Annotated in this window: 12 protein-coding genes and 4 pseudogenes; 2 read left to right on the top strand and 14 right to left on the bottom strand. The window is 36.8% G+C overall.

Features of this window, described 5'->3' with window-relative positions; all coding sequences use genetic code 11:
• Positions 1–4 precede the first annotated feature (4 nt).
• From AC1TPB_RS18945 to AC1TPB_RS18965, 5 genes and pseudogenes are all read right to left on the bottom strand, one after another.
• Complete coding sequence (locus AC1TPB_RS18945; protein WP_482077961.1) at positions 5–1,141, bottom strand: response regulator transcription factor; 1,137 nt, start codon at positions 1,139–1,141, stop codon at positions 5–7.
• Positions 1,142–1,565: 424 nt separating this feature from the next.
• Entirely contained in the window at positions 1,566–1,775 is a 210-nt protein-coding gene (locus tag AC1TPB_RS18950; protein WP_482077962.1) for an SUMF1/EgtB/PvdO family nonheme iron enzyme, read from the bottom strand.
• A gap of 5 nt (positions 1,776–1,780) precedes the next feature.
• Positions 1,781–2,787, bottom strand: a pseudogene (gene bioB, locus AC1TPB_RS18955) (biotin synthase BioB).
• Positions 2,788–3,714: 927 nt separating this feature from the next.
• Positions 3,715–3,819, bottom strand: a pseudogene (locus AC1TPB_RS18960) (hypothetical protein); the annotation flags it as partial.
• Between the two features lie 48 nt (positions 3,820–3,867).
• On the bottom strand, positions 3,868–4,029 hold the full coding sequence (locus tag AC1TPB_RS18965; RefSeq protein ID WP_482077963.1) for a hypothetical protein: 162 nt from the start codon (positions 4,027–4,029) through the stop codon (positions 3,868–3,870).
• Between the two features lie 378 nt (positions 4,030–4,407).
• Between AC1TPB_RS18965 and AC1TPB_RS18970 the strand changes: the two genes are divergently transcribed.
• The gene (locus AC1TPB_RS18970) at positions 4,408–6,516 is read left to right on the top strand and encodes a copper amine oxidase N-terminal domain-containing protein (RefSeq protein ID WP_482077964.1); all 2,109 of its coding nucleotides are present in this window, start codon (positions 4,408–4,410) and stop codon (positions 6,514–6,516) included.
• A gap of 144 nt (positions 6,517–6,660) precedes the next feature.
• On the opposite strand, the pseudogene AC1TPB_RS18975 reads toward AC1TPB_RS18970, so the two are convergent.
• The 9 genes and pseudogenes from AC1TPB_RS18975 to AC1TPB_RS19015 all read right to left on the bottom strand — a co-directional run.
• A pseudogene (locus AC1TPB_RS18975) lies at positions 6,661–8,013 on the bottom strand (IS1182 family transposase); the annotation flags it as partial.
• 375 nt (positions 8,014–8,388) lie between these two features.
• Positions 8,389–8,886, bottom strand: coding sequence for a hypothetical protein (locus tag AC1TPB_RS18980; protein WP_482077965.1), 498 nt, complete (start codon positions 8,884–8,886; stop codon positions 8,389–8,391).
• 572 nt (positions 8,887–9,458) lie between these two features.
• Positions 9,459–9,893, bottom strand: coding sequence for a hypothetical protein (locus AC1TPB_RS18985; protein WP_482077966.1), 435 nt, complete (start codon positions 9,891–9,893; stop codon positions 9,459–9,461).
• Positions 9,877–10,095 (bottom strand): helix-turn-helix transcriptional regulator, encoded by a 219-nt coding sequence (locus tag AC1TPB_RS18990; protein ID WP_482077967.1) that lies wholly within the window; start codon positions 10,093–10,095, stop codon positions 9,877–9,879. The genes AC1TPB_RS18985 and AC1TPB_RS18990 overlap by 17 nt, the downstream gene beginning before the upstream one ends.
• A gap of 1,099 nt (positions 10,096–11,194) precedes the next feature.
• Positions 11,195–11,755 carry a hypothetical protein gene (locus AC1TPB_RS18995; protein WP_482077968.1) on the bottom strand — a complete coding sequence of 187 codons (561 nt, stop codon included), beginning with the start codon at positions 11,753–11,755 and terminating at the stop codon, positions 11,195–11,197.
• The gene (locus tag AC1TPB_RS19000) at positions 11,733–11,921 is read right to left on the bottom strand and encodes a hypothetical protein (RefSeq protein WP_482077969.1); all 189 of its coding nucleotides are present in this window, start codon (positions 11,919–11,921) and stop codon (positions 11,733–11,735) included. The genes AC1TPB_RS18995 and AC1TPB_RS19000 overlap by 23 nt, the downstream gene beginning before the upstream one ends.
• A 228-nt stretch (positions 11,922–12,149) precedes the next feature.
• Complete coding sequence (locus AC1TPB_RS19005) at positions 12,150–12,374, bottom strand: hypothetical protein (protein ID WP_482077970.1); 225 nt, start codon at positions 12,372–12,374, stop codon at positions 12,150–12,152.
• 181 nt (positions 12,375–12,555) lie between these two features.
• The gene (locus tag AC1TPB_RS19010; protein WP_482077974.1) at positions 12,556–12,717 is read right to left on the bottom strand and encodes a hypothetical protein; all 162 of its coding nucleotides are present in this window, start codon (positions 12,715–12,717) and stop codon (positions 12,556–12,558) included.
• A gap of 138 nt (positions 12,718–12,855) precedes the next feature.
• Positions 12,856–12,969: pseudogene (locus AC1TPB_RS19015) on the bottom strand (helix-turn-helix transcriptional regulator); the annotation flags it as partial.
• 819 nt (positions 12,970–13,788) lie between these two features.
• On the opposite strand from AC1TPB_RS19015, the gene AC1TPB_RS19020 reads away from it, so the two are divergent.
• Positions 13,789–13,974, top strand: a 186-nt coding sequence (locus AC1TPB_RS19020) for an HTH domain-containing protein (RefSeq protein WP_482077971.1), incomplete at its 3' end; no start/stop codon positions are given.

Below are 13,974 nucleotides of genomic sequence, written 5' to 3' on the forward strand. Positions count from 1 at the left end.
TGGATTAACCGTTTTTGTATTGAGAGGGGGTCATGTCCATCCATTGCTTGAATTTGGCGGCGAAATGCTCGGGATCGGCGTATCCGACCGTCCGAGCCACGTCGGCGATTTTCAGATCGGTTCGCCGCAGAAGCTTGCGGCCTGCCTCAACCCGCGTGCGGTGAACGTAGTCAAGGAAAGAAATACCTATTTGTTTTTTGAACAATTGTCCTAAATAAGCAGGCTGAAAATGGAGTAATCCCGCGATGGTCTGCAGTTGAAGAGGCTCATCGTAGCGCTCTCTAATTAACTGAGCAGCTTCCCACGCGATACCGTTCACGGACCGCTGCCGTGCCAACTGCTCTGCCACTTTGTGTGCGAACGATACCAATATGTCTGGCCAACGGTCTACCCTGTTTGGCAGGATCGGAAGTAGGAGGTTTCGTTCGCCTTCTAGAGCCGAGTTTGCTGTCTCTCCCTCCATCACTTTCCATAAAATTTCCAATAAAACGTTTGACAAAAAAACCTTACCCGCTTCCGCATTACCTCCGAACGAAAGCTCTAGTTGGCGGCAGAGCCTTTGAACCGCTTCATTGATCGCCTCACCGTCTCTAGTTACAATCGCCAGCAACAGATGATCCTCCGCATCGAATAGTGGATCACCGACCTCCGGAATGTTCCAAGTAGCTTCCAATGGTGATGTCGTAGACTGCAAGCCCAAAGTATCGCGATCGTCCCGATACGACCATTCACTGTGAAATTTAACGAGTGAAGCATGAATTTCCTCAACATCGATCGGCTTCAACCAGTAATTGAGCACTCCGCACGTCAGTGCTTTCCGGGCTGAAGTAAAATCATCATGCCCGCTTAGAATGACGAAACGACACGACGCGTTCAACTCCTTCGTGCAGTACTCGATTAACTGCAGCCCATCCATAACCGGCATACTAATATCCGTCACGACTAAATCTGGATTAAGTTCCTTAATTCGGTCCAGTGCTTCTTCGCCATCTCTTGCTTCGCCACAGACATGGAAGCCGTGGCCTTCCCAATCGATCATGAACATCAAGCCTTCCAGTACAAGCGGTTCATCGTCTACAAGCAGAACGGTATAGATAGGAACCCTCTCCTTTCTAAAAATATCCATATTATTTTCAGGCATTTATTGTGTTTTCATCGATAGTTTATCTAGATGCTAGATTGAAGTCTTCGGTTTATAAGTATTGTTATGAAGGCGCTTTAAATTACCCTGAGCTTTTATTGTATTTTCAAATGAGTGTGTCTGTCAATCTTTGGTAACGGTTATAGAATTCTACATACCTTTCTTCACTATAAGGAGCAGTACATAAATGAGATTCTAACAATATTCAAGAATCAATCGTCGTTGAGAGAATAAAACAAATGCATCCTGAATACTTAATCGGAAATTCAATTCGTTGGAATTTTTCTAAATTTCTTGTTAATCAAGAAGGAAAAGCCCTTCATCGCTATGAGCCTTGGGATTCCCTTCTCGATATCGAACAACACATTGAGCAGTTAATACAATCTTAATTTATATGAAATAAGCTGTTCAAAATAGGGAGAAATCAAACAAAGACCCAATAAGATGACCTTTTCAAGTGTCTATCTTTTTGGGTCCATTTTACTCGGAAGACTCGATAGTTCCCATATCGTTCGGCATCATACAGATCCCAGCACCACTCCCAATCATTACCGATCATCTCGTAAACACCCCATGGATTAGGAAGCTGTTTTCCATCTACTTTCACATTATCGAAGATCCGGTTCAGTACCATAAATTTTAGAGAACAAGTAACTCAATCTCAAAACCTAAATCTTCAATAATTTGATGGTCAGCTGATATATCTTGACCTGTAGTCGTTAAATAATCTCCTACAAAGAGTGAGTTGGCAGCATATAGAGACAATGGCTGTAATGTACGAAGACTAACTTCGCGACCTCCTGCAACACGAATCTCTTTTGACGGGCAGATTAACCGAAATAATGCCAGTACCTTAAGCCCTTTCATAGCCGGGGTGCGTCCTGCTTCCTCCAAAGGAGTTCCAGGAATAGCATTCAAAAAATTAATCGGAATTGAATCCGCATCGAGCTCACGGAGCGCATAAGCCAACTCAACTATTTCCTGATTACTTTCACCCATACCGATAATTACACCTGAGCAGGGGGACATGCCAAATGCTTTTACCTTTTCCACGGTTTCAACACGCTGTTCATAGGTATGCGTAGTCGTAATAGACGAGTAATTATTTTTACTTGTGTTCAAGTTGTGGTTGTAACGGTGTACACCCGCTTTTGCTAATCGTTCGGCTTGACCGTCCTTTAAAATTCCGAGACATGCGCATATTTTCAGCGGCATCGTTGCACGTATTTCTTTAACCGCATTTACGACTTGGTCAAGCTCCTTCTCCGTTGGAACTTTCCCAGATGCTACAATGCAGTAGGTTCCTGTTTTTCGTGCCATAGCCTCACGTGCTCCTGCAAGAAGTGTTTCTTTGTCGAGCAGGGTGTATTTTTGAACGGGTGCCGTCGATATGATGGACTGTGAACAGTAACCGCAATCTTCGGACAATGTCCACTTTTTGCGTTGATGATCATGTTCAGTTTCACTTTTTTTCCGTAAAAGTGTTGTCTGACCTGAAAAGCAGCGTGCATCAAGGACAAGGTGTTATCGTTATCTGATTCAAGAACAGCCAGCCCTTCTTCAATCGTCAAACATTCACCCATTAGCGCTTTCTCAGCAAGTAACGACCACTCAATTTCCGATTTTTTTGTTGTCATTTCGCTCATTCCTCAATTTGTTTGTATAGTTAGTGCTCCCACGATTGTTCCCTAATGAATATGTTCTCGTGTTGATGCCTTTAATCGTAATCCTTCTATGATGTTACATTCTCCACTCCATTGTTAACCAATTATTATTTACATTGGTTAACAATGGAGTTGATTATTTTATCAGACATAAATCTTCCTGTAAAGATAATTTACAATGTAAGGGTGATTTTACGTTATTCTCGAAAAACTACTCTATAGTGTATTTCTATTTATTATGAAGAAGACACAAGATCAATGGAGTGTAAATTAGTGAAAATGAAGAGGGAAAGATGCCACGAGTAATCTTTAAAAACGCAGGATTTGACGTAGAAAACCTACTAAAAGTAGAAATATATTTGATATGCGAGCTGTAGATAAAGCCAGAAGAAATGCCGAGCGAAAATCAGGAGTGGATACCTGAAGATCGTCCGGCTGGTTCGTACATTTGAATGATGTTTGTAGATATAAATTGATGTGGCATTTACATCAATATTCGATATTATCACGACTTTATTCGATTTTTAGCATGAGTTTATTAGGAATATCAAGGTTTATTTGTTGGTTACTACACTCTCTCCAACCAAGTAACCACTTCCACATGCCCCGTATGCGGGTGAGCAGACCAATTGGGTTAAGTAAGGTTTAATAGGAAAAAGCCTGATATATCGGGCTTATTCGGGTTCATTGTAGGCTACAGTATGCTGTAATAGGGTGGTTGGTGTTAAAGTTTAACACCAATTTCGCACCAACTCATTATATCGTTTTCTCAAAAATCTAAAATATAATTTCCTTAAATCCAACTCTATTAACATTCTTCTCAACTATTCATGCTCAAGAGCTTTAGCATGTTCAAAGTGTATAATATTTTCCGCCCTATGCCGTATTGTTTATTTGAAACTCAGCTTGCTAAATCACTAACCTCAGTCTCATCAGCAATCTCATCTGGTGGATCTTGTATTTCTTAAGAAATCGTTTGATTAAAGAGCGCATATTAGCTTTAGCATCCGTACGCTTGGACCAATCAGGCGTTTAGTCTCATTAATCAGCTCGATAAGCTTCTTAGCCATCTCGCAACACTTGTGACTCATAGTGTATCTTAATCAATTCAGGCTTAGCAAGCGCATCATAAAACGCTTGTTCATCCGGAGATAGATGCAAATCAATACCTTGATTCATCGCTATTTCATTTTTTTTGCTAAGTCGATCATTTAACCAATCCAATTATTAATATCCTCAGGCTGATTGTAGCAATCTGCAATAAACTTTAGCTTATGTGAGAAATATTCAGAGCGAACAAGATTCGTTTGTCCAAACTATTTTAACTCTTCGTCCAGTAGCTTTTTCATTATCATAACTGCAACGTTTTTACGCTCCATAGCCATAATACGTTATAAATTCTCATCTGATAGTTTTCGCTGCAATACCTACATTTTCTTTGATGATAGCTTCTTCAATCATTATTGAAAATATAATCTGTATATTTGCTCTTTACAAACTCTTTATTTTGTTGTAGTTGTTAATACATGGATATTTCATTTACACTAAGTACATTTATTTCTCATTAAAGCTTTCAAAATCTAAATAAGGAGATTATTTATAATGAAAAAAGTTGCGTTTATTTTTGTTCTAGTATTTTTTGTGATCTCTTTTGCTCAAATCGCTTCAGCGAATACGAGTAAAAATGAATTTGGTAAAGAGATAGATTTAGTTTTCGAGAACAAGTCCTTCAATTTCGATAATGGAAATCTTCATGACGTTAATGGAACGTTGATGGTACCATTACGAGAATTCACTTCATATATAGAAGTGACATTAAAAAAGACTTCTACTAATACGTTTGCTGCAATAAAACATGATACTAGCATTGAATTTACAATTGGCAGTAAAATAGCAAAGGTAAATAAAAAAAATGTAACTCTACCTTTAGCTCCTACGATCGTAGATAGTGTCACCTACATGCCTCTTACATTTCTCACCGATGCATTTGAATATAAGGTAACTTATAACCGATATATAGGTGAAGCAGTAGTTGTAAATAATATCTCTAAGATAAAGCCTCTAATGTTGACGTCTCCAGATTACGAAATCAAATATTATGACGATGATTTTTACAAGGAAGAATTAAATAGCTTGGGCTATTATTATGGACTTATCATATATGAGGATTACTACAAAACAAAATATCCAAATGCAGTTTACTATAAAGGGTTTAAATTAAAAGGAATTGGGCGAGAGAATGGAATTAATATGGATGATATATATATAGATAAATATTATTCTAGCTTATATGAAAGGAGTGAAATTTTAGATTTCACAAAGGATTGGGATCCGATCGAAAGATATTATATTTGGGATTCAGCAGATGAAAGTATTGGGAATACCAAAACAACTGATCAACATATAGACCATTACATCGCATTCTACGATAGTAATTACAAATTCATTGATCTAGTTCTAATCCCAATTAAGGTACCAAAAGAAAAACTACAAACAGGCTTTACGTTCAGTAATCCTGACTATAATTCAAATTCACCATTGGAAACTGCACCTACGGTGTTAGATAAATTTTCGATTTCATCTTTACCAAACCTTAAATGGGATTATGTTTCTAATGACTATTTTCCTAAATATATAACTTACCGGAACAATGTAACTTTAACAAACAATTATACTAGTGGCACTTTTAATAGCGATAACAATCATTATATTACTACGATATCAAGGGAAGATTGGGATAAACTCAATAAACAAACAATTAAATTTGATTTTTTAGAGGGAATAGAAGTGAATTTTTCTGTTACGATAACTTCTCCTGATTATCGTTTTATATCTTATGAAAATTATACCAAAACAGAATCTATATATTTTGACGAAAAAGCAATAATGGGTAAAGAGTATAAACTAAATTTTGATCCTTTTACAGCTACACGTATGGAAATTAATGTTGAAATGTATAATCCTGAAACCTATATAACCAATAAATATCAGTTTATTATCGATAAAAATCATTTTACTTCAGATTTATTTTACTTAACTGAAAATTCTTTTAGACTCATTGAACCTTTACTGCCAAATGATATAGTCTCTATTACAATTCCTGCTTCACTTACATCGAATAAAAAGCCTATATACATTAATTTTAAATACGGAACTAACCCCAAAGCATTTTACGAATTTAAAAATTATACTAATGCAAAAGTGATACTTGATACACCTAATCAAACGAGCAACATTAAAATAAGAATAAAACGTGGAGATCGATATTTGTATGATACTATCTACAAATATGACACACATCTGCTTCCTGTTATTGATGGTTCAAAATATAAAATAACTTTTAATCAGTATGATCAAGAATGGTTAGTTAAAAATAGATTTGAGGGTGGATTTGCCGCTTTATATGCGGGTATAGCTGACCTTTCAGCAATACCTAAGGCTAAATACGCTATCATGACAGATGATTTTGTTAGATCTAGTGGCAGACAACCATCTTATAATGATTATCTTAGACACTATGAAAAATTCCCTATCAATAATGTACTTTATATATATGGCAATGCCTACCCTAGATTAGAGTATTTTAGATATCGAGTAAATGATATTTATTTCGTTCTGTATGATGAAGAAAAATTCCCAGTGGCATTTCTTAAGGCAAAGATAACATTAAAAGAAGGTTACGTGCATAAAATTCTTACTTTTCTTGATTAAAAAAATAACTAAAATCAATACAAAGAGGTTGGGACATAACCAGTCTCTAAAGTAAGCAATGACGGTGAAATCGCCAAGATTTCACCGTCATTGTTTTTTGGGATACCATTGGGAGTGAAAATCTACGACCTCCTTACATATTGTCTTAGATTTACTGCCATTCCCCTTGTGATTGAGCGTACGGTTGCCTCTCGTCTCTGCTGTGGTACAGTCTGATCGAAAGGGACAGCCTGTACAATCCTCACATTCATATACCTTAAAGTTTCGGTTTCGCTGAAAGCCTGGTTTATCCTTGCGATAGGTATGCCTAACGAACTTGACCTGCTTCTCATTCGGACAAGTATAACCGTCCTCTTTCGTATCATACGCCCAGTTACTCGGTTTAAACGCATCCCCTTTGGTTTTCTTCTTTTGCTCCTGACGGGATTGAGCATGTGTAATGAGTGGAACACGTTGTCGGTGCGTCAGGATGTCCTCATAATTTGGTTCACTGCCACAACCAGCATCAGCGACAATATGCTGAGGTAATGGAAAGTAATGCTGCTCGATTTCATCAAGAAAAGGGATTAGCATCTTGTTATCTGTCGGATTAGCAAATACACCGTAGGCTAACGTGAATTGACCTTCTGTCGCAATTTGGATGTTGTAGCCTGGTTTAAGCTAACCATTCTTCATATAATCGTCTTTCACACGCATAAAGGTGGCATCACAATCCGTTTTGGAATAATTATTGCTTGGTCCTAATATCTTACGATGATTCTCATAGTTTTGCTTACGTTCAAGCCATTCACGCACTTTCTTAAGGTGTTCTTTTGGTACTTTACGCTCACGACGATGTTGTTTTCGCTCAACCGGAGTCGTGGATTTATTTATGTTTTCAGTGCAACCTTCAACGACCTTTTCAAGTTGCTCCACGACTTGTCCAAGTTCTTTAACAGAAACTTCATCGTCACGTTCTCGCTCTGTTTCAGGCAGAATATGTGCTTCAAATAGTTCCGTGTACAATTGATTGGACTGTTCGATTAACCGAGCATGGTACTTTTCCACTGCCTTCTTCCACACAAACGTAAACTTATTCGCATTGGCTTCAATCTTAGTGCCATCGACAAAGACCACTTCTTGTTTAATGAGCTTTTCTTCAACAAGCTGACAACGAAATTGCACAAAGCATTGGCGAATAAGCTCCTTCATGTCATGATGGATACGAAAACGATTGATGGTACGGTAGCTAGGTTCATAACCTTGAGCAAGCCACATCATACGAATGCCATTTTGTGTCAAAGCTTCAATTTTAGGACCGGAAAAGGCAGATTGGGTGTAACCACACAAAATGAGCTTTAGCATCATTTTAGGATGATAAGAGGGACAGCCTGTGTGACGAAGAAAAGAAGAAAATGCTCAGTTAGGAATGCTTTTTACTAAATAATGAATGGTGAAAGCAATGTCTTTAGGCTGTAATTTAACTTCTAAATCTAGAGGTAATACTAATTGATTCATGCTATCAGAATATCCTCTACCTTACAATAATTAATAAAATTTCGCCCTATTTATGGTACGGTTCACCCCAATTAATCTTCACCCAAATAAAAATTCGCACCTCTTTCACACCGACATCCACTTTCCTTCATATAAGTTACCTGACCAAATATCCTGACAACAAAAAACCCTTGCTACGCAAGGGTTCCCAGTCTTACTCTATATTCTCTCCAACCACGTAACCACTTCAACATGTGACGAGTAGACAGGGAGTACAGGCTTTTAATACTATTGGAATGGCATTTACCCACGACTTTACAGGCGTCCTTATACGGCGTCTTTATTTTTATGCGACGAACATATTCCCGACGAGTCTTAGGGGAAGGTTAGGCTATTCTATTTGCTTTGTTCAGGTTTCGTCTGTGTGATTATTACATTCAAATTACCTTTTAACTTTGATCCATCACTTGATGTTACGCTAACAGTTCTTCCACCACTGACAGCATTGGTATTATGAATAGTAATATTTGAACCTCCATCTACTTCAAACTCACCCTGAATCCCCCTTTCACTATCCATAATATTTATTTGATACTTCACCTTACTGGTATTTTCAATATAAATATTATACCAACCATGAGTATTATTAACTTCAAATCTCCTACCTTGGGAACCATTTTCCGCTGTTAAATCTTCATCTACAGCAACATAACTCCCTTTCGTCAAAGGGGGGATATTTAGAGCAACAATAGAAGTTGTTCCATCAGATACCTGACTTTTAACGATAGAAACATTAGGATTTTTTGCAATCACAAGGATTTTTGTTGTTACACCACCAGCAATAATGATACTAACGGCACATATAATAATTCCTATACGTTTGATTTTGGACATCTTGAACTCAATCCCTTTCAATATATTTGAATGATACATTTACTTTGATGAGTCTAAGTAGATTAAGAGAAACTATCAAAATCTTATATAATTTCGAGTTCAAACTTTTGCTAGGTTAAGTATAACCTTTTTTTGTAATTTTATGGAACGTATTATATTAAAAATTGGTCGTTCGTCGCTATATCGTCGTATTGCTGAATTGGGAATAAGTCGGGAAGAAAGTCGTCAAGCCTAACGGTTCGGCTACTTTTTCTTTCGGATATTACTATATCGCAATAATGTACTAATGTCCGTTTGTGCATACATTCGTATTGAATAGACATGCCGAAAACCTAATAACGGAGCGGGTTTGTATTGATATTTGCGAAAAATGATATTATCAAAATAAGACATATTTGCCGTGTTTAGCGTATGTATCACGATAATGCTTTATATCTGACCAAAAGAAAACCGCCCTACAAATTAAGGCGGTCAATTCTGAACCATCGTTTCCCACATAAATCTACAGACCTATGCCCTTACATTCCTTCGTTATTCCAATTATGGTTGCTTACAGTTCGGCGTTATTCCATTTACATTTTCTTAGCATAATAATTAAACATGAAGATTCCTAATGCAATTTGAAAGACAAAAACGCCGCTTAGCACAGTAACTACAATTTGATCTATTCCCATTAAACTAAACACAACAGTCAATGCCATTAGGATGTAAAAAATAATAATATTTGTTTTCCAGCCTGCTTTTTCTCTTATTCTTATCTTCCGTTCGTCTTTAGCCTCAATTTTACTCGTTCTAATTTTTTCATCATGCTTCACTTTGTTCTTAGGCTTATTCAGCAATAACAAATGCACCATATTTCCTAATCCAAGCACCACAAGAACTGAACCAACACCAAGGAGCAAGCCGGAAATTCCTTTTAGCTTCTCGTCGATTAAGATAAATTCACCCAAATAAACTGCACTAGCACCTACAATTGTTAATAGAACCCATTTACCTATCGTTTTCATTTTCCCTCTCCTCCTCGTAAATGAAAATATCTTCAATGTTCATTTCAAAAAAACGCGCAATCTTAAATGCTAGAATGATGGATGGGTTATACCTACCATTTTCAAGTGAACCAATCGTTTGCCTGGATACTTCCAACTTATCCGCTAGTTCTTCTTGTTTTATTCCACGCTTCTTTCTTATTTCTTCTAGTCGGTTCTTCACACAGTCACTCCTCAGGAAAGGAAAGCTTACTTTCCTTAATTATACAATCAATTAACTTTAATGTAAAGCTAACTTTCCATTGGTTTCGAAAAAATCATGGACATATAATTAAGGCTGTAAACAAGTCATTTTCAGGTGTAATTAAACATATAATAAGATTTTCTTATAGCGGGTTTCAGCGTATCCATACGAAGCGGGAATGTATACATCCAATGTGACACGATAACCGCTATAATTACGTTCTTAACAATTCGTATACATAAACGTCCCTATACAATCCTTCATATCGTTAGATATTTAACGTTCTAAATATGTTATAAGATTATACGATGGATAGGCGAAGCCTTTGCCCCGCTCCGCTATAGATGCACTATCAACGATTCACGCTATAGGGCTATAAGAAAATCATTCATATACACAAGTAGAATCAATGACAGGTATAAGTAAATCTACGTTATTCCGAACAAAGCAACGATACAGTTCAATATCTGATTAAAGTAAATAATCGATACATTTTGTGTATTTAAGACATAACGTTAAAGCCAGTGATAGCAAAGGTTTCACCCTTAATTTTGTGCATTATTCAATAGATATACGTATTTTTGATATAGGACATATATTACGGTGTATACAGTCTAAGCATAATGTAGCGTTAAAGGCACATTGAGTTCGATCAATTCGTATTAAGGTATCGTATAGATTACGTTAGTTAAGTAATGTAACTCATATGCTACAGTAAGTACGAAGTAATTGAACGCAAAAGTAACGTTTTAGTTACATTAATAACACTAGTCATATATCGCTTCATATACGCTATAGGATTAATTAATGCTATAACTTGCGAATGTATTTAATGAAGGAACAAGTATTACTCCACTTCGTTATGTAATCTGCTCACATACGTTCTCAGGTATTATTATCTTGTATATAGACGTTAATATTAATTGAAATTACGATTACATAGGCGAAGCCGTAGTACGTGTGGTAAGGGAAACGAAGTGACCTTAGTATACGTTATATCTTTCCTTTAAGAGAAAACGTCGAGAACCCGCGTCATTAAAGGGTTTATTCGACGTTTTGCCTTGCTTAATAAAGCGAACTATATTTCGTTACTTAACCAACGCTGTAATAATGTTCTCATTCTTCGACTAGGGACGTATATTTTAATCGGTTTACCTTCACGTATTGCTGAACGAAATAACCATTGTAGTAGGTCGGATAAAGCCAGTATAGCTTCGTTGACTGTTATATTACGTTGAAAAAAGAAATGCTTCTCTATCGGATTCATATAACGATTTAACGCAAAGGCTAGTGTTGTTTTATGACGATATTTATTTGTTGCTCTTAGATTAATCGCAGTATAACAAGCTATCCCTCTATCGCTAGATGTCTCCGTTATAAGCTTCGGCTCTTCTCTCGTAAACCCACTTCCATGAATACGTCTCTTACTATCCTTAAATGTCGTCCAAAGGAAGTTATCCGCTTTTGAATCAGTTTTATGACGGAAGTAGTTATATAAGTTATTCTTTAAGCGTTTTACATTAGGAGAATTACTTGGTTTCTCAAACCATCTCTTAGATAACGTTGTGTCACGCTCTCCAATATCGTTTAATTCCCCTTCGTAAATCTCAATAAGTTCAGCTAGTACCGTGGTAATCATAGTAGTAGCGTTGAATCTGCCCTTTGAATAGATACGTTAAAATGTATACATCTTCAAAGTGTTCAAATATCTTTGCTGGGAAGTTCCAAACGAAAGCAGTATTATTAACCGAAAATAAGTTTCCTGACATAGCATACCCCTTAACATCATTGAAGCGGGTATTCATATCGGGCACCCCCCTTCCATACTACCTCTTGTGTAGATTCGTTGATCTCAACACATTTTGATTCTACCAGTAATCGTATATCATCCTTCTTCAAATCAACCAGTTCTATAACGTCCATTACTTCATCCGCGATTAACGTATAAGATTGCCAGCTAAGTAATTCGTCTAACTCATCATCTGCGAATGCGAATAACCTATGTGTTGTAGCTATATCTTCGCCTGAAGCAATTAGCTTCTTAAGGATGCTAACTTAGTGCCATGTCCATGGCGTGTTGTAGACTCTCTAAAATCACGGCTTGTTACTTCTTCTCTAATACGTTGAACTTCATTAAGAAATGGCGTTACATAAATGAATTTCTTTTTTAATGGAGCTTCCTTCATAAGTTGAATGACGTAGGACGTTTTCCCTGTCCCCATTAATGAATCTAATACTTTTACTTTGTTTTTGTGCATAAAAAATCCTCCTAATGGTTTAGAAGGACATGTCGAGTAAAGTATAGTTTATGTGACATTACTGAAAGACATTTATTTAGAGAGAGTTCAATTTCAATTACTTAACTCGTGTAATTTACATAATTAAAGATTTAATTTGAATGTTTATTGTTATCCACTTTGAGCAATATAACTTAACTTGTTAATGCGCTCTATTGACATTAGTATTGAGATACGGTTCAGCACCATGGCCTGCCCATAATTCACCGTAATCGGTTGAGGAGTTGTTGTATACTCCGATGTATTTGTGTGCAGGAATATACTCTGTACGGATACTTACGTCTGATAATACCGTTCGGTTCATTGTCGTTTCCCCCCTACTTTTATAATGTTCGGGGAGGAGTACAGTTCGTTTGATGGACAGAGGTAATGGCCTCGGATTTTTGCGGAATACATACGGTGTACATCCATATGCAGCAACAAAAGCCCGGGCAAACGCCTCTTGCGAAGAAAATCCATATCGGATTGCGATATCGATTATATGTTCGTTGGTGTCTCGTATGTCCATGGTTGCGAGGCAGAGCCGTCGCCCTGCCATATAGCTTTTTAATGTCATGCCGACAATCCTGTGAAACTGCGTTGAGCAATAATAAGGGGAATACCCTATTGCTTTGACATATCTAAAAGCGATGGGTTTTCTGTGACATGTTCCTCAATCCAGTCAATCATCCTTTGAATCGCTTCGTTCCATTCATACAATCTGTTCACCTCCCTCATATCCATCATACTGAATAGCAAGAACTGATTTATGATCTAAGTTGTGATGTTTATCCTGAATAGCTGAAGATTACGTATTCACCAAAAAATATGCCGCATTTATGATTCGGTTCACCCTCATTAATAACTAAAAGGCAGTATTCTGCCTGTTTCAAGAATACTGCCTTTTAATATCATTATCTTTCATTTAGTTTAGGTATTCCCTGTTATTTGTCAACACGATATATTGACACTATACACTCCACATGTGTTGTATGTTGGTCGCTGTACTTTTGAGATGTTGTGGGGGAATTTATCCTTTTTGTATCCAATGATTAGTTATTTGTTTATAAAATTGTTTCAAATATAATAATTGTCACTTTTATATTTGTTATGTACCCATGCTCAATGGACATTTAAGCACCTGATACAACCCAAATGATATGCCCAAGCTGTATCTTTTGAAATCAAAAAAAATATCGCTCTTACTAATCTTACGGTTCTCCGTATAGTATCTAAGCACAAAGTACGATTTGACCATAACGTTTACATCTGTATATAACCACAAAGCCACTCCGAAGTAATAAACTGTACCCTATAGAGTAGACACTTTGAAAAAAGTCTACCCTGTAGGGTACTTTTGTTTATAATAAGAAAAAACAGGTCGGAGCGAACTAATATGACAAAGCGATTATTTACTAAAAAAGAACAAGAACAACTGAAATGTAATCCTCATGTTCAAGCTGTTAGTAACAAAGCTATCACGTATACAGAGGAGTTTAAACGGCTATTTATTGCAGAAAATGAGAAAGGAAAGCTACCAAGAACTATTTTTGAGGGAGCAGGTTTAGATACTGAACTCATC

The organism is Paenibacillus sp. Y951 (assembly GCF_056786395.1).

What these genes read in the sequence shown, in the direction of transcription:
- AC1TPB_RS18945 (WP_482077961.1), bottom strand. Translation starts at nt 1,141, where the DNA reads ATGCCTGAAAATAATATGGATATTTTTAGAAAGGAGAGGGTTCCTATC.
- AC1TPB_RS18950 (WP_482077962.1), bottom strand. Translation starts at nt 1,775, where the DNA reads ATGGTACTGAACCGGATCTTCGATAATGTGAAAGTAGATGGAAAACAG.
- AC1TPB_RS18970 (WP_482077964.1), top strand. Translation starts at nt 4,408, where the DNA reads ATGAAAAAAGTTGCGTTTATTTTTGTTCTAGTATTTTTTGTGATCTCT.
- AC1TPB_RS18980 (WP_482077965.1), bottom strand. Translation starts at nt 8,886, where the DNA reads ATGTCCAAAATCAAACGTATAGGAATTATTATATGTGCCGTTAGTATC.
- AC1TPB_RS18985 (WP_482077966.1), bottom strand. Translation starts at nt 9,893, where the DNA reads ATGAAAACGATAGGTAAATGGGTTCTATTAACAATTGTAGGTGCTAGT.
- AC1TPB_RS18995 (WP_482077968.1), bottom strand. Translation starts at nt 11,755, where the DNA reads ATGATTACCACGGTACTAGCTGAACTTATTGAGATTTACGAAGGGGAA.
- AC1TPB_RS19000 (WP_482077969.1), bottom strand. Translation starts at nt 11,921, where the DNA reads ATGAATACCCGCTTCAATGATGTTAAGGGGTATGCTATGTCAGGAAAC.
- AC1TPB_RS19005 (WP_482077970.1), bottom strand. Translation starts at nt 12,374, where the DNA reads ATGCACAAAAACAAAGTAAAAGTATTAGATTCATTAATGGGGACAGGG.
- AC1TPB_RS19010 (WP_482077974.1), bottom strand. Translation starts at nt 12,717, where the DNA reads ATGAACCGAACGGTATTATCAGACGTAAGTATCCGTACAGAGTATATT.